The organism is Ochrobactrum sp. P6BSIII (assembly GCF_014138065.1).
In the GTDB taxonomy this organism is placed as follows: Bacteria; Pseudomonadota; Alphaproteobacteria; order Rhizobiales; family Rhizobiaceae; genus Brucella.
Map to the genome: position 1 here is coordinate 27,140 of NZ_JACGXB010000008.1, position 18,607 is coordinate 45,746.

Consider the following 18,607-nt stretch of genomic DNA (forward strand, 5'->3'; position numbering starts at 1 on the left):
ATGTCCCGCGACAAGTTCAATTTTCCCGAAATGGGGCCACATGCGATCAAGCCATGGGCGGTTCGCAAAGGTTTTGCGGACGAGCACTTTCTTTCAGACTATCGCTATCAGTTTCCGCGTGAAGACCCTGCTCTGCCCGAAGTTTTCGTCTACACAGAGAAGATGTCTTACGACCCCGGTGAAACGGTCGAGTTTCATGGTTCCACCACAGCCAAAACATGGTCGATCCAGATATATCGTGACGGCCACGAACCTCAGATGATGGACGAGGCTTTCGACCTTCCTGGTAGCTTCACCAAAACATCAGAAACGGCCTATATGGACGGCTGCAACTGGCCAGTTCTTTATAGCTGGAAAATTCCCGACGATGCGCGCTCGGGCTTCTATCGCGTTGTCTCGACATGCATGCGTCCCGATGGCGAGCGTTTCGTTCAACATCATTTCGTCGTGGTCCGCCCGACGAAGAAGACGCGCTCGGGCCGCATTCTCTTGATGTTCGCAACTGGCACCTGGATGGCTTACAATGACTGGGGCGGCGCGAACCACTATTTCGGAACATGGGGTCCGAATAAGAATGAAGGCTCGCCGATTTTGAGCCTGCGTCGTCCATGGTCGAAAGGCATGATCTGGTTGCCGCAAGGGGCAGCGCGCGTCTGTAATCCGGTCTGGCAAGACATGGGCGATGCAACCCGATACCCATCCAAAGAATGGGGCTATACGATGGGGTTCTCGCAATATTATTCGTCCGCGGGCTACGCCCAGTATGAGCGCTATTTCGTGACCTGGGCTGAGGCAGCAGGCTATCAGATCGACTATATAACCCAGACCGATCTCCACTATAATTCCGGCATCCTCGACGATTACAATTGTCTGGTCACTGTTGGCCATGATGAATATTGGTCATGGGACATGCGCAAAACCGTCGAGGATTTCGTCGCTCGCGGCGGGCATCTCGCGCGCTTTGGCGGCAACTTCCTCTGGCAGATCCGTCTTGAAAATGATGGTCAGACACAGGTTTGCTGGAAAACCAAAGCGCCTACGCAAGACCCCATCATGCAAACCGATCAGAAACACCTATGCACCGCGAACTGGGCAAGTGGCGCGGTTAACTGGCCGGGGGCTTCGACTGTCGGTGTTAACGGTGAAAACGGAATGTATGGCAGCTGGGGTGGTTTCTCTCCCCGTGGCTCTCGCGGGCTCACCGTCTACCAACCAGAGCATTGGATCTTCGAAGGCACGCATCTACGCTATGCAGATATCTTTGGTCACGAGGCCCAGATCTTCGGTTATGAGGTCGACGGCCTCAATTACTCATTCAAGAACGGCTTCCCCTATGCCGTAGAAGAGCATGGTGTGCCAACCGACAAGATCGAAATTCTCGCCATGACGCCAGCATCGATCTACGAATATGAACTCGACGGTCAGGGACATCGTTACTATGTTCGCGATAGCGATCTGCAGGGCATCTGCGAAATGGCGCCTGATGGTTATGAAGCGGCCCGCAAGCGTCTGGCGCATGGGGCAGGTATGCTCGTATCCATGAAGCAAGGTGATGGTGAAGTGGTAACTGCCGGGCTTTGTGAATGGGTGATGGGCCTCAAGCGCAACTGTGCCTATACCACCACCATTACCCGCAACGTTCTGGATCGGTTTCAGGAAACAGGGCCTTCTCGCGCCTGATCCATACAGCAAATCAGGCCCGAATTTTCATTCGGGCCTGTTCTTATCAGCCATCAGCGCGGCATCGGTTTACTGCCATAATATCCATAGCGCTCGCGAACTTCATCCAGCTCAGCTTCGCTCAAAAGCGCCGGATCGCCAATCTGACAAGCCAATATGTACTGGCGTGCCAACGTTTCGAGTTTTTCTGCCAGCAATGTTGCATGGGCCATATCCCTGCCCCACACCACCATACCATGGCTTGCCATCAGACAGGCGCGATGGTTGCCCATAGCCCGCACGATTTCATAAGCCAAAGCATCAGAACCAAATACGCGATAATCAGCACAGGGAACCTCGTTCCCGCCAAATGAAGCAATCATATAATGGAAAGCGGGCAATGGCTTACGCAGACACGACAATGCAACACAGCTATCCGCATGCGAGTGGATCACAGCACCGGCTTCGGGATGATTGCGCATGATTTCGGTATGGATGCGCCACTCGCTGGAAGGGACACTGCCCGCAAGATGCTCGCCTTCCACCGAAACAAGACTCATGTCTTCAGGCTTCATACGCGATGTGGCGCCGGTCGGCGTAACCCAGATATGTTCGCCTTCCCGAATACTGATATTGCCGCTGCTGCCGTGATTGAAGCCCTTCTGTTCCATATGACGCATCGCATCCACGATTGCGCGACGTGCTGTAAGGCTCTGATCAAAATCGGTTGGCATCGTCTGTTCCCCGTTGTTGGCAGCCAAGAGTTTGTGATGATGCCTAACTTCATAATCCCGGCAATTGACGCGGTCTATCAAAATGATACTTAATTGGAATTAAATTTCATTATCTATGACGCGCAATTACGCATGGCATGATACGAGGATAAAAATGGGGAATAACGGCACTCTTGGGATCATCGCCGACGATATGACAGGCGCGTTGATGGTCGCTGCTTACTATGAAACAGCTGGCATTAGAACCGCTGTCGTGACAGATATCGAAGCTATCCGCGAATGTGCAGGCGAAGCTGTCGTCATATGGGCCGGCAGAACGCGTCTTGCTGAGCCGGATGAAGCAAAACGACAGATCACACACGCAGCTGATGCTTTTGATGCAATCGGATGCGATCAAGTCATTTACAAAGTCTGTGCCAGTTTCGATTCAACGGAACAGGGTAACGTTGGGCCTGCCGCCGACGTGTTGAGCGCACGCTATAACCCGAGCAATCTTCTATTCTGCCCCGGCTTTCCCAAGTTCAACGCCACGGTTCATCAAGGCTATCTCTTCTATCGAAGCCGCCTCATCTCTGAATCCGTCAAGCGCTATGACCCCGCCACGCCAATGAGCGATCCCGACATGGTTCGTTTCATCGGAAAACAGACAGCAGAACCGATAGGACTTTTGCCCCACTCCATACTGCTTAAAGGCAAAGACACAGCGCAAGCACATCTTGATGAGCTCGCAAATGCTGGCAAATGCTATTGCGTTGTCGATGCAAGCGATGACGGCGACGTCAAGATCGCGGCCGAACTGGCACGAGCACAACCAACGATGGTCAGCTCCGATGCTGTTCTCATTCAGCTAGGAATTGACCGCTTTGCCCCCAAGCCAGCTGTAACAGTTGCGCCACCGGCACCAAGCAATGGCACTGCCGCGGTTCTGGTTGGAACAGTTGGCCCCATTGCGGATGGACAGATTGCGGTTTTTGCCAAACAGCACCCGGTTTTGACTCTTGACCTGATAAAAGATGGCGATATCGACGCCATGATGTCAAAAGCAATGAAATGGGCAAAAAATCATCACGGCAAACAGCCTTACCTCATTTCAACTGCGGTCAGTGATACCCGTGTTAAAGAAATCCAGACAGAGCTGGGCGTTCGCGGCGCAAGCGAAAAAGGGGAAAAGCTTATATCGGAGCTCGCTGCAGCCATTTCTGAACTGGGTATCGACAAGCTTATCGTTGTCGGTGGTGAAACATCTGGTGGCGTCATAAAGCGCCTTGGCTTGCAACGACTTCGCGCCCTTCCCGATAATGGAATCGGAACGGGCTTTTGCCGCAGCGAAGGCAATGACCGAATCATCTTCTTCTTCAAATCTGGCAAAACCGGAACTGAAACGGTCTTACTCGAGGCGTTAGCGGCAATGTGAGATCGCTACAAAGAGCGTCATTTTAGTTACAACATTGGCATCATGTCAGAGACGTAAACATGAGCCAAGTTGCAGATAAAGGTACGCGCTCAGGTCACCACTTGTTCTTCATAGGTCTTTTTGACCCGTGGGACACAAAGGCAGATTGGCACAATCAAGACCGCGATCAGCATCATCGCCACAAAGGTCGCGTGCAGTGCATTTTGAAGCGCAAGCCGCAGCGCCTGCTGATCCATCAACATCTCCGCACCATTCAACAGATCGCGAAGTTGTTCTGATGTAATCGCCTCACCGTGATTGGCGTTCGCAAGACCATAGGTCAGCACCGCGCCCAGAACAGTCGCTCCGAGCGTACTGCCCAAATTGCGCGAGAAGACATTTGATGCCGTAGCACTGCCGCGCTCCGACCAGCTCACGCTGTCCTGTGTCAGGATCAATGCCCCGATGTTGAGCAGTCCCATACCGAACCCCATGATGAGGGAACCGGCGCCTGCCAGTGTAGCTGAACTTGATGGGGTGAGCATGACGAGCAGCGACGTTCCGATTGGAATGCAGATGCTGCCCACAATCATGATTGGACGCAGTCCAAACCGCGTAAACTGTCGCGATGCAATCGTCGCTCCGCACGGCCATCCCAGCAGCAACATGGTCAGGGCAAAGCCCGCGACCACAGGAGAACGGTTGAGAACCGTCTGCACATACATCGGCAGGAATGTCGTCAGCCCCATGATCGACATACTCGCCAGGAAAACCGCAAGATTGGAGAACGCGATAGGACGCTTCAGCCACAAATCGGGCGCAACCATCGGCTCCTTCGCGCGGCGTTCCTGCCAGATGAAGGCGACCAGTGAAACACCGAAAAGCGCCAGCGCAAGAATTCCCTCCAGCGAAACTGCGCTCTCCATGAGCGTGAGTGCAATCATCAAAGAGGAGATGGAAACGGCGAAAAGTGCCGCGCCAAGCACATCCACTGATACGCGACTAGACCGCTTCTCTTCATGCAGGAAAAGGAGAAAGCCGGATGCGGCCAGAATACCGACTGGCACGTTGATCCAGAACACCCAAGCCCAGCTCAAATTGTGAATGATCAGACTGCCAAGCAACGGACCGACAACGGCTGACAAGGCCCAGACACTGGCAAGATATCCCTGAACCTTGCTGCGCTGCGCTCCCGGAAAAAGATCTGCCACCACGGTCATGGCCGCAGGCTGGATCGCCCCTGCCCCGACGCCCTGCAAAAGCCGGAAAACAATCATCGACGGCATCGACCATGCAAAGCCCGCCAGCACCGAAGCGACCAGAAACAGGGCAATGCCAACGACAAGAACCGGCTTTCGCCCATAGATATCGGCGAGCTTTCCAAACACCACCGTCGTCGCCGTCTGGGTCAAAAGGAATGACGAGAAAACCCAGGAATACAGATTGAGCTGGCCAAGTTGCGCTGCAATCTGCGGCATCGCGGTCGACACAATCGTTGCCTCGACGGCGATCATGGCCATGCTTGCCATAATCGCGGCGACAACAAGCCCGCGATGAGAATGTTTTTCAGTCATGGATTGCTTTCAGACCGGAATTGGCCGTCATTGACCAGAAGCCTCGCGCTTCTGGCCTGCTTTTAGACCCGCCCAACCGCCATCGCAATAGTTTACCCGCCGCGTGACTACACATTGTTGCTACCTCACGCAGAGGCGGTTCGTGGCAAGAAAGAGCGATGCACATTCAGTTTGAGCAATAACAACGCTCTGGCTGCTTGTTTTAACGCGTAACTTATCCGAAAACCGCGTCACAGAATATGGATGCCCGCTAACGATTGGAGAAGACCATGACGAACAGCACAACGCCCTATTTCCTTGAGGATACGGACGAAAGCGAAATCTCTTCCGATGTTGCAGGCATCGGCAATTTCCTGGTGACCACCCATGTTCCCATCCGGGCAGATGGTTCCATGGAAACCGGCGACATAACCGCCCAGAGCGAATGCACGCTGAACAGCCTCAAAGCATCGCTCGAAAAGGCGGGCAGCAGTCTGGCGAACGTCATTCACCTGACGATCTATCTGACCGACATCAATGAACGCCCGGCTTTTAACGAAGTCTATCTGCGTTTTTTCAAAAAGCCGTTTCCGGTTCGTTGCGCCGTGGGCGTTGCAGGCCTCGCTACCCCGGAAATGCGCGTTGAAGTCACTGCAATGGCTGTGCGCAATCCTTAGTCGGTAAAACTGACGATAAGACGCATTCTTTCATCACATCGGGGCCTCTCGCATGAGCGGCCCCGAGCACAAGCAGGCTTGAACCCACATCCTGCAAGAAAAGCATATCATCATACGCTAATTTCATAACCTACTTATTCGGGCCGCCTAGCCGTCGCTTCCGGGTTTATGCAATGCTCATGCATCAAACCAGAGGAGGGGTTCGATAAAATGAAAAAAATAATAACAATAATGGGTATCGCAGGCGCTATTCTCGCTACCGGATTTTCTGCTTATGCAGGAGAGACGCTGGATCGCGTCATGGAAAAAAAGGCCATGGTTGTTGCAACCAATGCGGGTTGGCCACCCCAAAGCTTTCTGGATGATTCCAACAAACTCGTAGGCTTCGACGTGGACGTGGCCAACGAGATTGGCAAGCGCCTTGGTGTCAGCGTATCCTTCGAAACACCAGACTGGGCAACACTGACTGGCGGACGCTGGCAGGGTCGCTATGACGTCGGCGTCGGATCGGTCACGCCGACCAAGGCACGCGCCAATGTCATCGATTTCGCCGGTGTCTATTATTACAGCCCCTATGTCTATGTCGTGCACAAGGACAGCGAGGCAAAATCCGTCGCTGATCTCAAGGGCAAGGTCATTGGCGTAGAAACGGCAACGACGTCGGAAGATTTCGCGCGTCGGCAGCTGGAGATTGACGCACCGGGCCTTCCCCCAATCGAATACAAGCTGGAACCGGGCGAAATTCGCACCTTCGCGGATTCCATGCTGCCATTCGACGATCTGAGACTGGGTGACGGCGTTCGCATCGATGCGATCATCGCGCCGGAACAGACCGCGCAGAACGCCATCAAGAACGGCTATCCGGTGAAGATTCTTGAGGGCGAATATGCCTTCCGTGAACCACTCGTGGTCATCGCGGAAAAGAACGATCCGGAATGGACCGCCAAGATTGGCGAAATCATCAAGCAGATGAAGTCTGACGGCACTTTGGCGACACTCACTGCAAAGTGGTACGGCAAAGACTACAGCGCCGACTGACATTATCCTTAGATCAATATCGAAATGAGCCATCGTGAAGGTGGCTCATCCGATATGCTTTTCCTGGTGTTGCGATGACTTATCCGGCCACATATTACAGCCAGACGACGGCGGACGCATTGGTGCGCCCGACACTTGAACGCGAAATAACAGCAGATGTTGCCGTGATCGGCGGCGGGCTGGCTGGATTGTCAGCCGCCTTGCAGATGTCGCGCGCAGGCAAAAAAGTTGTTGTTCTGGAAGCCGAGAGCATCGGCTTTGGCGCCTCCGGGCGCAATGGCGGGTTTGTCAGCCCCGGCTTTGCCTCAGGCGGCGATGAAATTGCTGCCCGGGCTGGCAAGTCTGTTGCCAAGACACTGCATCAATTGTCGATTGAAGGTGTCGAATTCGTTCGGCAAAACATCGACACGCTGAAGATCGAAGAAGCCCAGTCCATTCCCGGCATTTTGCATGTCCGCCGTTATGACGATGGTGACAGCCTGAAACACTACGCCGATGCGCTGCAACGCGATTACGGCTACAGAATAGACTTCCACCCAACGGCGGAAACGCGCAGTATCCTGAATTCTCAGCGCTACTTCCAATCCGTCTACGACCCTAACGCATTCCATATCCATCCATTGAACTACCTGCGAGCGCTCGGGCGCGAGATAGAGCGACTTGGTGGACGGATATTCGAGCATAGCCGTGTGGTGCAGTTGCTCGACCAAAAGGACGGCAAGCTGGTCAAAACAGCTCACGGACAAGTCAATGCAGGCGCAGCGCTGATCACCACCGGTGGTTATACGGACGGTCTGGTGGGGCAGATCAGGCGGGCCTATCTGCCGATTGCAACCTATGTGATGGTGAGTGAAGAAGCGCCTGAGCTGATTGCATCCGCAATCCGCACCACGGCTGCGATTGGTGATAACCGTAGGGCCGGTGATTACTACCGCGTGATTGATGGTGGTCGCAGACTTCTATGGGGTGGACGCATCACCACAAGAGCAGCCGATACGCCAGGTGTGGTGCGCGAGTTGCGCAACGAGATGGTGGGAACCTACCCCCAGCTTGCTTCACTCAAGACAGAGCTGGCTTGGTCGGGCCTGATGTCTTACGCCAGACATTTGATGCCCCAGATAGGTCAACTGGACCGCAGCACATGGTATTGCACCGCTTTTGGTGGCCATGGGCTCAACACGACCGCCATTGGCGGCAAGGTCGTGGCCGAAGCCATCTGCGGACAAAGCAACCGCTATAAGCTCTTCGAAAAATTCGGATTGGTCTGGGCTGGGGGAGCCGCTGGCCTCGCAGCCGCACAGCTTACCTATTGGAAATTGCAGATGCAGGATTGGCTTGCTGAGCGAAAGGCAAGCTAGCAGAGGAGAGAACATGCTCGGGAGGTTTTTTCTGATGCGGCCGGAGGCCGCCAAGCGTACCGTTCAGATAGCTTTCTTTGTTATCCTGACGGCACTCTTCTGTTTCATGAATATCCGGTTTTCCGGCATAACAAACTGGCTTGGTATCGACCCCAAAGTTGCGAAAGCGGGTTTCACCAAAGCAACCCTGATCTCCTCGTTACTGCTTAGCGTTATCATCTTCGCCAATTGGAGTTTTCTGAGACTTTTTCCACGTTGGGCACAGATTTCCGGAATATGGCTGGAACTGTTCCTGCTCTTGATGATCTTCTTCTATTCATTCAATCTTTCGTTTGAATTCATAGCCCGCAAGATCGGATTTCTGATCAGCCAGGGCGTCGTCACAACGCTTTACATTTCTGCAGCCTCCATCTTTTTCGCCACCATTCTGGCGTTGGTTGGCGCTGTGGCCAAGCTATCAAGGAACGGTCTCGTCTACGGGCTGGCGACGTTCTACACATCGCTTTTCCGCGGCCTGCCATTGCTGATGCAAATCTATATCATCTACCTTGGACTGCCGCAGGTGGGCTATGTCATCGGGCCTATTCCTGCCGGTATTCTTGCACTGTCCCTGTGCTATGGCGCCTATATGACCGAGATCTTCCGCGCAGGCATCGAGAGCATCCCGCGTGGACAGCAGGAAGGTGCATTCGCGCTCGGCCTCGGCCCTTCGCAGACCATGTGGCTGGTCATTCTTCCGCAGGCAATGCGCATCATCATTCCGCCGACCGGCAACCAGTTCATCGCAATGCTCAAGGACTCGTCACTGGTCTCCGTCATCGGCGTATGGGAGCTCATGTATCTCGCCCGCACACAGGGTCAGACCGAGTTCCGGCACATCGAAATGCTGATCACCGCATCGATGATCTACTGGGCCCTTTCCATCGTTCTGGAATATGGTCAGGCCAAACTCGAAGCTCGCTTCAAAAGATCTCTGGCGCGTTAGACGCGGCAGAGATTCACCTCTGATTGAGTCACCCCAAGAGGGGTGACTTTCTTCCAAATGATAAGCAGAGCGACCATGGACAAGCGTCACGAAATTCTGTTCGAGCCGATCAAGATTGGCCCTGTCACGACGAAGAACCGCTTCTATCAGGTTCCGCATTGTAGTGGCATGGGACATCGCTATCCCGAGCATGATCTTCGCCTGCGTGAGATGAAGGCAGAGGGCGGTTGGGGTGTGGTTTCCACGCAGGAAACCGAAATCCATCCCACATCGGATATTACGCCTTCCAATCAGGGTCGCATATGGGACGACAAGGACACCGACCGTCTCCAGAAGCTGACTGACGCGGTTCACCAGCATGGCAGTCTCGCGGCAATCCAGCTCGTGCATAACGGCATCCATGTCTCCAACCGTCTGACCAGACTGGCGCCTCTTGGGCCCATGGACATGATTGTCGATGTGGAAGATCCGGTTCAGGCAAAAGCCATGGACAAGGCCGACATTGCACGGTTTCGCAAATGGCATCGCGATGCAGCGCTGCGCGCCAAACGAGCCGGTTTCGATATCGTCTATGTTTACGCAGGCCACGACATGACTTTGCTGCAGCATTTTCTGCTGCAACGTTACAACACTCGCACGGACGAATATGGCGGGTCGTTCGAGAACCGATTGCGTCTGTTTCGTGAAGTGCTGGCGGATACGCGCGACGCTGTCGGTGACAAATGTGCAATTGCGGTGCGCTTTGCGGTTGAGGAATTTCTGGGTGATCAGGGCATCCAGCACAATGGAGAAGGGCGGGATGTCATTGCCGCCCTCGCCGACGAACCTGATCTTTGGGATGTGAACCTGTCCGGCTGGTCCAACGATAGCCAGACATCGCGCTTTTCGCAGGAGGGCTTTCAGGAGCCCTATATCTCCTTTGTGAAATCGCTCACCAGCAAACCGGTCGTTGGTGTCGGTCGTTATACATCACCGGACACGATGGTGCAGGCGATCCGATCTGGTGTTCTCGATCTTATCGGCGCTGCGCGCCCGTCAATTGCCGACCCATTTCTACCCGAGAAAATCCGGACTGGTCGCGTCGATGACATTCGCGAATGCATCGGCTGCAATATATGCACCGCCAGCGACAACATCGTTGCACCCTTGCGCTGCACCCAAAACCCGACAATTGGCGAAGAAGCCCGCAAGGGTTGGCACCCTGAAAAAATTGGCAAGCTACAGACCACCGAGAAAGTGCTGGTGGTCGGTGGAGGACCCGCCGGTCTGGAAGCTGCCCGTGCCATGGCCGAGCGCGGCGCAGAAGTCATCATTGCTGAAAAGAACACCCATTGGGGCGGGCGCGTGACAGAGGAAGCAGCCCTGCCCGGTCTTGCAAGCTGGGCGCGTGTTCGCGATTGGCGCATGACGCAATTGCAGCGCGCGACCAATGTGGAGATGTATCTCGACAGCCATCTGGACGCCGATGAAATCCTGACCTACGGAATTGCAAACGTGGTGCTGGCAACCGGCGCGCGCTGGCGCTCGGATGCGGTCGGTCGCTCCCACAGGCAACCTCTGGAAACACTGGAAGGACACACACTCAGTGTGGACGCCATCCTGAAGGACAAAACATCACTTGATGATTGTCGCGGACCTCTCGTGATATTCGATGATGACCGTTACTATCTCGGCTCGGTACTGGCAGAGCTGGCGGTGAGCCGCGGCATTGATACGACACTGGTAACACCGGCGGCAATCGTGGCCCCCTGGAGCGAACACACGCTCGAACAATCGAAGATTCAAACGAGATTGATAGAGCTGGGCGTCAGAATAATCTCGCTGCACAGGCTCGCCAGACAAACACCCGACAGCCTGTCTATCGCATGTGTCTATTCCGGCAAGGAAACCGAAATTCCATGCGAAACGTTGGTGCCGGTCACCAGTCGCCATCCCGATAAAGGCCTGTCGACTGCGCTCGAAGCACGCCGGAATGAATGGCAGGACGCGGGTATAAAATCTGTCACCTCAATTGGTGACTGTTATGCACCATCGATCATCGCCGCTGCGGTTTATAGCGGCCATTCCTATGCGCGTAGTTTTGGCGCAGCAGCCGCAGACGATATGGATATCTATCGATAGATAGCCGACCCGGATTATTGAGTTTTACGTGGAAAATTCGACGGATCAGATTTGGTTTTGTAACGGCTGATTTGTTTGGTCTCGTCTCGTACAACACGACACCAACGGCAGCCGTCCTGTCAGCGCCGCTACGGCGTAGCCACAATCGACTTTCCTCCGTTCAGTTCTTCCATTAGCTAGAAGCAATGAACACGCAGAACTCATTGAATATACCGCTGAGGGCATCTTTCGGCGGATGGAAAGCGCTTCCCTGGATAGCTTGGGGCCACAACAATATTGGGCCGCGGCTTACGCTCCATGATGACCGCATTGAATTCCGGCTTTTTCGCTTGCGCTCCAGGCCCTATTCCAGCGTGTCACGCGTTGACTATCGCACCATGCGAGGAACCGAGAACATCGTATTGGAGTTCAAAAATTCGCTGACAACGTTCATAGGCAATGCCGCAGATCGCACCTTGGCGCGCAATGCCGTGCGATATCTCGGTGAAAAAGGCTGCGCTTTGTCCGCAAACGCTTCCGCTCTGCTCGAAGATATCGCCACACCGAAAGCGTCTTAGGCTGGCGAACCGTTTCTCTGAGCGGTTGGATATTCCCTGACAGGGGCTTGACGAACGCGGTTCGGATACACAAAACCAAACCGAAATTGCAATTCATGCCTTCTGGCAAACGGGAGTAGTCAACAGTGGCAGTCGGTCGTCAATCCATGCCGCCGCTCAATGCGCTGGTGGTTTTCGACAGCGCGGCCAGACTTGGCAGTTTCTCCCGTGCAGGTCTGGAACTGGGCCTTACCCAGAGCGCCGTGAGCCGACAGATCGGCAAGCTGGAAGCGTTCATTGGTTCTAAGCTCTTCAATCGTCTGCCCGTCGGCGTGCAACTGACCGCTATCGGCGAAAGTTATGCCTCGGAAGTCAGCCGACTGCTTGGCGATCTCAGCGCTGTCACAGACGGCCTTCGGGCGTGGATCGGCCCCCGGCAGATCACCATCGCCTGTTCGCGCGGCATTGCTGACCAGTGGTTTCTCTCGCGCATAGGCAAGTTGAAAGCAGAGATTTCAGGCATCGAAATCCGGCTGCGCGTGACGGATGACGTCGCCCATTTGCGGCTCGATGAGTTCGACCTTGCATTGTTTTATCGCAAAGAACGCCCCATCGGCGTCAATCTGACGGTCCTCGGTCGAGAGGAAGTCGTGCCCGTTTCAGCGCCGGGTGCGCCCAACATCATGGAGCAGGAAGCGCCAGTGCTGCTCGCTATCGAAGACACGATGCGCGAGTGGCAGGGATGGCCGGAATGGTGGCACGACGCCCGACTGTCGCCGCCGCCCGGCGCGCTGGAATGGCGGCTTGGCGATTACGGCCTTTGCGTCGCCGCGGCAACGCAAGGCATCGGCATCACACTCGGCTGGACATGGCTGATCAAGGAACAGCTGGCGAGCGGGACTTTGGTGCCTGTGCATAGCCATATGATGCGGTCGGACGCCTATTTCTATCTGATGCGGCCAGCCGACCGTCACCAGCGCAAAATCGTGCGGGAAGTGGCCGACTGGCTGATTGCAAGCAATGGAACCGATCCTATCACGTAAAGATGATGGGACCGGCGAAACGCATCATTCCTGCGGGAGTGCGGCGCGGCGGCGCGACACCATGCGGAAGCGGATATATCCGAAAACGGTGATGACCAGCCAGGCAACCTGCGAAATGAAGGATCCGAGGTTGAAGTTCCAAGCCAGCGAATAGATCAGGGCGACGCCGCCCAGCACATTCAGCAGCGGAATGACCGGATCGTCGACGGTAAAAATACGCAATTGAATCAGCGCATAGCCAAGAAGGTAAAAGAACGCGCCCACCAAGCCGATAACATCCGGCAAACCCATTTTCGATCTCCAGGATCATCCAAATCTGAAAAAGCAGGAGCGGCTTCCCTTACGGAAAAGCGCCCCTGCCGGTACTGTTGGACGCTCCTTTATTCCTGTTCGCGCAAATGCCAAGACACACATTTCGCATGGGGGTATGCTTAAAAGTCATACCCAGAAATCCGACATCAACCCTTGAAAATAAGGGCTACAGTAAGCTACCCCACCCGCAAAAGCCGATAAGCTATGACTTAAACACAGGGGTACAGAATGCCTGAGCAAAAAAGCCAGTTTCAATTGACGCGTCGTTCTTTCATGGCGGGCGCAGCCGGCCTCGGTCTGGTGGGCATCACCGGCATGAGCGGCCTGATCACCTCGCCCGCTGCGGCGGCAGGCGAAGGCGCGCCAAAGAAAGGCGGAGTGCTCAAGCTCGGCATCGGCGGCGGCAGCACGACCGACAATTTTGATCCGCGCCTTCTGAAGGACTGGGTTCCGGTCAATCAGGCCTACATGCTGATGAACGGCCTTGTCGAAATCGACGCCGACAATAAGGCTGTGCCTGAACTGTTCGAAAGCTGGGAGCCATCAGCCGACGCCAAGGAATGGACCTTCAAGGTTCGTCAGGGCGTGACCTTCCATAACGGCAAGACGCTTGACGCCGACGACGTCATCTATTCGATCAACCTGCATCGCGGCGAAACCACATCTGGCGCACGTTCGCTCGCATCGGAATTCACCGATGTCGCCAAGGTCGATGCTGGCACGGTCAAGATCACGCTGAAGAGCGGTAATGCCGATCTGCCTTACATCCTGTCCGATTATCACTTCCTCGTCGTTCCGAAAGACTGGACCGATTTCAACAAGCCGGTCGGCACCGGACCTTTCGTTTTCGAGCGTTTCCAGCCGGGCGTGCGTTCGCGTTTCACGCGCAATGAAAGCTACTGGAAGCCGAACACGGCATGGGTTGATGCGGTTGAAGTCATCGTTATCAACGACGTGTCTGCCCGTACCAACGCCATGATGTCCGGTCAGGTGCACGCCATCAACCAGCTGGATTTCAAGACCGTCGATCTGTTGAAGCGCAATCCGAACCTCAACATTGTCCAGTCGTCTGGCGGCCAGCACTTCTCCTTCCTGATGGATTGCACGCAGGCACCGTTCACCGACAACAATGTCCGTCTTGCCGTCAAGCACGCCATCGACCGTGAACAGATGCTCAAGACCGCCTTGCGCGGCTATGGGCGTCTCGGCAACGACAACCCGATCCCGAGCACCGACCCGTTCTTCGACGCCGCACTGCCGCAGCGCGCCTATGACCCGGAAAAGGCCAAGTTCTATCTGAAACAGGCCGGCATGGATTCGCTGAAAATCCAGCTGTCCGCTTCCGATGCGGCCTTCACGGGCGCTGTCGATGCCGCAGCGATCTTCCGCACCGCCGCCGCCAAGTCGGGCATCGAGATCGATATCAAGCGTGAACCGGCTGACGGATATTGGGACAATGTCTGGATGAAAGCGCCGTTCTGCATGTCTTATCGTGGTGGTCGCCCGACCGCCGATCAGGCCCTGTCGGTCGCTTATGCATCCAACGCATCGCAAAACGATACGCATTGGAAGAGCGCTGATTTCGACGCCAAGCTGCTCGAAGCCCGCGCGATGCTCGATCAGGCCAAGCGCAAGGAAATCTACGCCGAATTGCAGGCCATGATCAGCAATGATGGCGGCGCGCTTATTCCGATGTTCGGCGACTATCTCGACGCCACCTCCAAGAAGCTCAAGGGCGTAACCACGCATCCGATGTTCAATCTGATGGGTGCGCGCCTTGCCGAAAAAGTCTGGCTGGAAGCATAAATGTTCGTTCTAATCATCAAGCGTGTGGGGCTCGGGCTCCTCACGCTGTTCCTCGTGTCGGCGTTGATTTTCGCCGGCACGCAGATCTTGCCGGGTGACGTGGCGTCCGCCATTCTCGGTCAGAATGCCACGCCGGAAGCGCTTGCGACGCTGCGCGAAAGCCTCGGTCTCAACCAACCGGTCCTCGCACGCTATTTCGCGTGGCTGGCTGGTTTCGTGACTGGCGATCTCGGCACCTCGCTTGCCAATCAGCAACCGGTAGCCGATCTCCTGTGGCCGCGTTTCTGGAATACGATGGCGCTTGCAGCCTTTGCAGCAGTTATCAGCGTCCCGATCGCCATTCTCTTTGGCCTCATTACCGCGGTTAAGCGCGGCGGCATCTTCGACCGCGTTGTGAATATCGTGGCGCTCGCCTTCGTTTCGCTGCCAGAATATTTCCTCGGCCTTTTGCTGATCCTGTTCCTGTCGATCCGCTTCAACCTGCTGCCGAGCCTTGCCGATACCTATGAAGGCATGACGTTCCTTGAATGGATTCAGGCCACGGCCCTGCCCGCACTGACGCTGGTTCTGGTGACCGTTGCGCAGATGATGCGCATGACGCGCACCGCCGTTTTGTCGGTTATGGATCAGGCCTATGTTGAAACCGCCTATCTGAAAGGTCTGCGCACCAAGCGCGTTGTGACCAAGCACGCTTTGCCCAATGCGGCAGCGCCAATCGTCAATGTGGTGGCGTTCAACATCGCTTACCTCATCACCGGCGTGGTGCTGGTCGAAGCGGTCTTCAACTATAACGGCCTTGGCCGCTTCATGGTTGACGCCGTTTCCAAGCGTGACCTTCCGCTCGTGCAGGCTGCGGCCCTCGTCTTCGGTGCGGCCTATGTCATTCTCAATATCATCGCCGATGTCGCTGCCATCGCGCTCAATCCGCGCCTGAGGCACCCACGGTGAAGACAATGAAGAAATCTATTCCCCTGACGGCGTGGGTCGGTCTCGCCATCGTCACCTTATGCCTCCTGATGTTCCTGTTTGGCCCCATGATCGCGCCTTATGGTCAGGAAGATATTGTCGGCGCGCCATTTGATCCGCCATCGGCCCAGTTCTGGTTCGGTCTCGACCAGAATGGCCGTGACATGCTCTCGCGCCTGCTCTTTGGTGCGCAAATGTCGATTGGTGTTTCACTGGCTGCATCGCTGTTGTCGTTCAGCGTCGGTGTGCCTCTCGGTTTCCTTGCCGCCATTTTCGGCGGCTGGGTCGATACGATCCTGTCGCGTATCGTCGATACCGTCATGTGCATTCCGGTGCTCATCTCGGCGCTCGTCATCCTTCAGGCGCTCGGCTCTTCTCTCCCGGTGCTGATCATCACCATCGCATTGCTCGATTCCACCCGCGTGTTCCGTCTGGCGCGTATTGTGGCGCAGGGCGTCAATGTGCTGGAATATGCCGAAACCGCCCGTTTGCGTGGCGAAGGTCTCGGCTGGCTGATCTGGCGTGAAATCCTGCCGAATACGCTGCCGCCGCTGATCGCGGAATTCGGCCTGCGTTTCTGCTTCACCTTCCTGTTCGTAGCCGGTCTGTCATTCCTTGGTCTCGGCATCCAGCCACCGTTTGCGGACTGGGGCGGCATGGTGAAGGACAACCAGCAGGCCATTCTCTACGGCCTCTACGCACCGCTCTTCCCGGCGGCTGCCATCGCCATTCTCACCGTTGGCGTCAACCTCGTCGTGGACTGGCTTCTGGCCGGACGCACGACCACGCAGGGAGCTGATCGATGAGCAAGGATATCGTTCTTTCAATCTCCGACCTCGTCGTCAAAGCACCCAATGGCGCAACGCTTGTCGATCATGTCGATGTGACGCTGAAGCGTGGTGAAGTGCTGGGCCTCATCGGAGAGTCCGGTGCTGGCAAATCCACCATTGGTCTGGCCGCAATGGGCTATGGCCGCGGCGGTTGTAGAATCGCGGAAGGCACCGTTGTCGTTGACGATATTTCGTTGATGGACGGCACCCGCGAGACCCGTGAAAAGGCGCGTGGCGCACGCATCGCCTATGTGGCGCAAAGTGCTGCGGCGTCGTTTAACCCGGCGCATCGCATCGGCGACCAGATTATGGAAGGCCCGCTTTATCATGGCCTGATGACCAAAGCGGAAGCAAAGGCATGGATGCTGGAACTGCTGCACGCGCTACAGCTTCCAGACCCGGACAATTTTGGCGACCGCTATCCGCATCAGGTTTCCGGTGGTCAGTTGCAGCGTGCCATGGTCGCCATGGCCATGTCCTGCCGCCCGGATATTCTGGTGCTGGACGAGCCGACCACCGCACTTGATGTGACGACCCAGATCGAGGTGCTGGCACTCTTGCGCAGCCTTATCCAGCGTTATAACACCGCTGCTCTTTACATCACGCATGACCTCGCCGTGGTGGCGCAAATCGCCGACCGCATCATGGTTCTTCGTCATGGCAAGATGGTCGAGCTTGGCTCTGCAGAAGAAATTCTCGAAGCACCCAAGCAGGACTATACCCAACGTCTGGTATCCGAACGTGAAGCCAGCATTTCGGGCGAACAGGCCGAACACAAGACCGGCGAAATCCTGCTCGAAGTGAAGAGCGCAACCGCCTATTACGGCAAGAAACTCGTTCTGACCGATGTGGGTTGCTATATCCGTCGCGGTGAAACGCTTGCAGTTGTGGGCGAGTCCGGTTCCGGCAAATCGACGCTTGCGCGCATCATTGCAGGCCTGCCGCCGCACTCAAGCGGCATCATCACGCTTGCCGGGCATCGGCTGGAAGCGAACTACAAAAAGCGTAGCCGTGAAGAACTGCGCCGCATTCAGCTCGTTTACCAGCTACCCGACGTGGCGTTGAACCCGCGCCAGACCGTTGGTGAAATCATCGGTCGTCCGATGAAATTCTATTTCGGCATGAATGAGGACCAGCGCGAGATTGAGGTCAAGCGCCTGCTTGAACTCATCGGCCTGCCTGCCGATTTCGCAAGCCGCCTGCCGGGCGCGCTTTCGGGCGGACAGAAACAGCGTGTGTGTATCGCCCGTGCGCTGGCCGCCAAGCCTGATCTCATCATCTGCGATGAAGTCACCTCGGCGCTCGACCCGCTTGTCGCGGAGGAAATTCTCAGACTTCTGCGCAAGTTGCAGGACGAATTGCACGTGTCATATCTCTTCATCACCCACGACCTTGGCGTCGTCCGTCGGCTCGCCGACCGCACCATGGTGATGCAGAAGGGCAAGGTGGTCGAAACCGGCACCACGAAGGCAATCTTCGAACCGCCTTACGAGCCCTATACGGAGCAGCTCATCACATCCGTTCCGGAGCTGCGCCGCGACTGGCTGGACGATATCCTCAAGGCACGTGCCGCCGGTTGAACTACCGATGCGGCGC

At 55.8% G+C, this 18,607-nt stretch carries 15 protein-coding genes; 12 read left to right on the top strand and 3 right to left on the bottom strand.

Annotated features, from left to right (window positions below):
• Window positions 1–1,680, top strand: coding sequence for a N,N-dimethylformamidase beta subunit family domain-containing protein (locus FHW00_RS12860; protein ID WP_078338908.1), 1,680 nt, complete (start codon window positions 1–3; stop codon window positions 1,678–1,680).
• Between the two features lie 53 nt (window positions 1,681–1,733).
• Here the strand turns inward: FHW00_RS12860 and FHW00_RS12865 are convergent, their stop codons facing one another.
• Window positions 1,734–2,393 carry a class II aldolase/adducin family protein gene (locus tag FHW00_RS12865; RefSeq protein WP_078338909.1) on the bottom strand — a complete coding sequence of 220 codons (660 nt, stop codon included), beginning with the start codon at window positions 2,391–2,393 and terminating at the stop codon, window positions 1,734–1,736.
• Between the two features lie 193 nt (window positions 2,394–2,586).
• Between FHW00_RS12865 and FHW00_RS12870 the strand changes: the two genes are divergently transcribed.
• Window positions 2,587–3,807: a four-carbon acid sugar kinase family protein gene (locus FHW00_RS12870; protein ID WP_445557938.1), complete on the top strand. Its 1,221-nt coding sequence runs from the start codon at window positions 2,587–2,589 to the stop codon at window positions 3,805–3,807.
• A gap of 89 nt (window positions 3,808–3,896) precedes the next feature.
• Here FHW00_RS12870 and FHW00_RS12875 read toward each other — a convergent pair whose 3' ends face one another.
• Window positions 3,897–5,360: an MDR family MFS transporter gene (locus FHW00_RS12875; RefSeq protein ID WP_078338911.1), complete on the bottom strand. Its 1,464-nt coding sequence runs from the start codon at window positions 5,358–5,360 to the stop codon at window positions 3,897–3,899.
• Window positions 5,361–5,629: 269 nt separating this feature from the next.
• On the opposite strand from FHW00_RS12875, the gene FHW00_RS12880 reads away from it, so the two are divergent.
• The 6 genes from FHW00_RS12880 to FHW00_RS12905 all read left to right on the top strand — a co-directional run bounded on the left by FHW00_RS12880 (window position 5,630) and on the right by FHW00_RS12905 (window position 13,097).
• On the top strand, window positions 5,630–6,016 hold the full coding sequence (locus FHW00_RS12880; RefSeq protein WP_078338912.1) for a RidA family protein: 387 nt from the start codon (window positions 5,630–5,632) through the stop codon (window positions 6,014–6,016).
• A 210-nt stretch (window positions 6,017–6,226) separates the two neighbouring features.
• Complete coding sequence (locus tag FHW00_RS12885; protein ID WP_078338913.1) at window positions 6,227–7,054, top strand: transporter substrate-binding domain-containing protein; 828 nt, start codon at window positions 6,227–6,229, stop codon at window positions 7,052–7,054.
• Between the two features lie 74 nt (window positions 7,055–7,128).
• On the top strand, window positions 7,129–8,412 hold the full coding sequence (locus FHW00_RS12890; RefSeq protein WP_078338914.1) for an NAD(P)/FAD-dependent oxidoreductase: 1,284 nt from the start codon (window positions 7,129–7,131) through the stop codon (window positions 8,410–8,412).
• A 13-nt stretch (window positions 8,413–8,425) separates the two neighbouring features.
• On the top strand, window positions 8,426–9,397 hold the full coding sequence (locus tag FHW00_RS12895) for an amino acid ABC transporter permease (RefSeq protein ID WP_078338915.1): 972 nt from the start codon (window positions 8,426–8,428) through the stop codon (window positions 9,395–9,397).
• 75 nt (window positions 9,398–9,472) lie between these two features.
• Window positions 9,473–11,518, top strand: coding sequence for an oxidoreductase (locus tag FHW00_RS12900; protein WP_078338916.1), 2,046 nt, complete (start codon window positions 9,473–9,475; stop codon window positions 11,516–11,518).
• A gap of 682 nt (window positions 11,519–12,200) precedes the next feature.
• Window positions 12,201–13,097 (top strand): LysR substrate-binding domain-containing protein, encoded by an 897-nt coding sequence (locus FHW00_RS12905; protein WP_078338918.1) that lies wholly within the window; start codon window positions 12,201–12,203, stop codon window positions 13,095–13,097.
• 24 nt (window positions 13,098–13,121) lie between these two features.
• On the opposite strand, the gene FHW00_RS12910 is transcribed toward FHW00_RS12905, so the two are convergent.
• Entirely contained in the window at window positions 13,122–13,388 is a 267-nt protein-coding gene (locus FHW00_RS12910) for a CBU_0592 family membrane protein (RefSeq protein ID WP_061348194.1), read from the bottom strand.
• A 249-nt stretch (window positions 13,389–13,637) separates the two neighbouring features.
• Here FHW00_RS12910 and FHW00_RS12915 point away from each other — a divergent pair, with 249 nt between their 5' ends.
• The 4 genes from FHW00_RS12915 to FHW00_RS12930 are packed head-to-tail and all read left to right on the top strand — an operon-like array spanning window position 13,638 to window position 18,591.
• Window positions 13,638–15,215 carry an ABC transporter substrate-binding protein gene (locus FHW00_RS12915; protein WP_113533882.1) on the top strand — a complete coding sequence of 526 codons (1,578 nt, stop codon included), beginning with the start codon at window positions 13,638–13,640 and terminating at the stop codon, window positions 15,213–15,215.
• A complete protein-coding gene (locus FHW00_RS12920; RefSeq protein ID WP_078338919.1) occupies window positions 15,216–16,163 on the top strand; it encodes an ABC transporter permease in 948 nt (315 codons plus the stop codon).
• A 5-nt stretch (window positions 16,164–16,168) separates the two neighbouring features.
• Window positions 16,169–16,987, top strand: coding sequence for an ABC transporter permease (locus FHW00_RS12925; RefSeq protein ID WP_121539578.1), 819 nt, complete (start codon window positions 16,169–16,171; stop codon window positions 16,985–16,987).
• On the top strand, window positions 16,984–18,591 hold the full coding sequence (locus FHW00_RS12930) for an ABC transporter ATP-binding protein (protein ID WP_078338921.1): 1,608 nt from the start codon (window positions 16,984–16,986) through the stop codon (window positions 18,589–18,591). Before FHW00_RS12925 ends, FHW00_RS12930 begins: the two co-directional genes overlap by 4 nt.
• Window positions 18,592–18,607 lie beyond the last annotated feature (16 nt).

What these genes read in the sequence shown, in the direction of transcription:
- FHW00_RS12875 (WP_078338911.1), bottom strand. Translation starts at nt 5,360, where the DNA reads ATGACTGAAAAACATTCTCATCGCGGGCTTGTTGTCGCCGCGATTATG.
- FHW00_RS12925 (WP_121539578.1), top strand. Translation starts at nt 16,169, where the DNA reads ATGAAGAAATCTATTCCCCTGACGGCGTGGGTCGGTCTCGCCATCGTC.
- FHW00_RS12910 (WP_061348194.1), bottom strand. Translation starts at nt 13,388, where the DNA reads ATGGGTTTGCCGGATGTTATCGGCTTGGTGGGCGCGTTCTTTTACCTT.
- FHW00_RS12930 (WP_078338921.1), top strand. Translation starts at nt 16,984, where the DNA reads ATGAGCAAGGATATCGTTCTTTCAATCTCCGACCTCGTCGTCAAAGCA.
- FHW00_RS12870 (WP_445557938.1), top strand. Translation starts at nt 2,587, where the DNA reads ATGACAGGCGCGTTGATGGTCGCTGCTTACTATGAAACAGCTGGCATT.
- FHW00_RS12900 (WP_078338916.1), top strand. Translation starts at nt 9,473, where the DNA reads ATGGACAAGCGTCACGAAATTCTGTTCGAGCCGATCAAGATTGGCCCT.
- FHW00_RS12890 (WP_078338914.1), top strand. Translation starts at nt 7,129, where the DNA reads ATGACTTATCCGGCCACATATTACAGCCAGACGACGGCGGACGCATTG.
- FHW00_RS12880 (WP_078338912.1), top strand. Translation starts at nt 5,630, where the DNA reads ATGACGAACAGCACAACGCCCTATTTCCTTGAGGATACGGACGAAAGC.
- FHW00_RS12885 (WP_078338913.1), top strand. Translation starts at nt 6,227, where the DNA reads ATGAAAAAAATAATAACAATAATGGGTATCGCAGGCGCTATTCTCGCT.
- FHW00_RS12920 (WP_078338919.1), top strand. Translation starts at nt 15,216, where the DNA reads ATGTTCGTTCTAATCATCAAGCGTGTGGGGCTCGGGCTCCTCACGCTG.
- FHW00_RS12860 (WP_078338908.1), top strand. Translation starts at nt 1, where the DNA reads ATGTCCCGCGACAAGTTCAATTTTCCCGAAATGGGGCCACATGCGATC.
- FHW00_RS12895 (WP_078338915.1), top strand. Translation starts at nt 8,426, where the DNA reads ATGCTCGGGAGGTTTTTTCTGATGCGGCCGGAGGCCGCCAAGCGTACC.
- FHW00_RS12865 (WP_078338909.1), bottom strand. Translation starts at nt 2,393, where the DNA reads ATGCCAACCGATTTTGATCAGAGCCTTACAGCACGTCGCGCAATCGTG.
- FHW00_RS12915 (WP_113533882.1), top strand. Translation starts at nt 13,638, where the DNA reads ATGCCTGAGCAAAAAAGCCAGTTTCAATTGACGCGTCGTTCTTTCATG.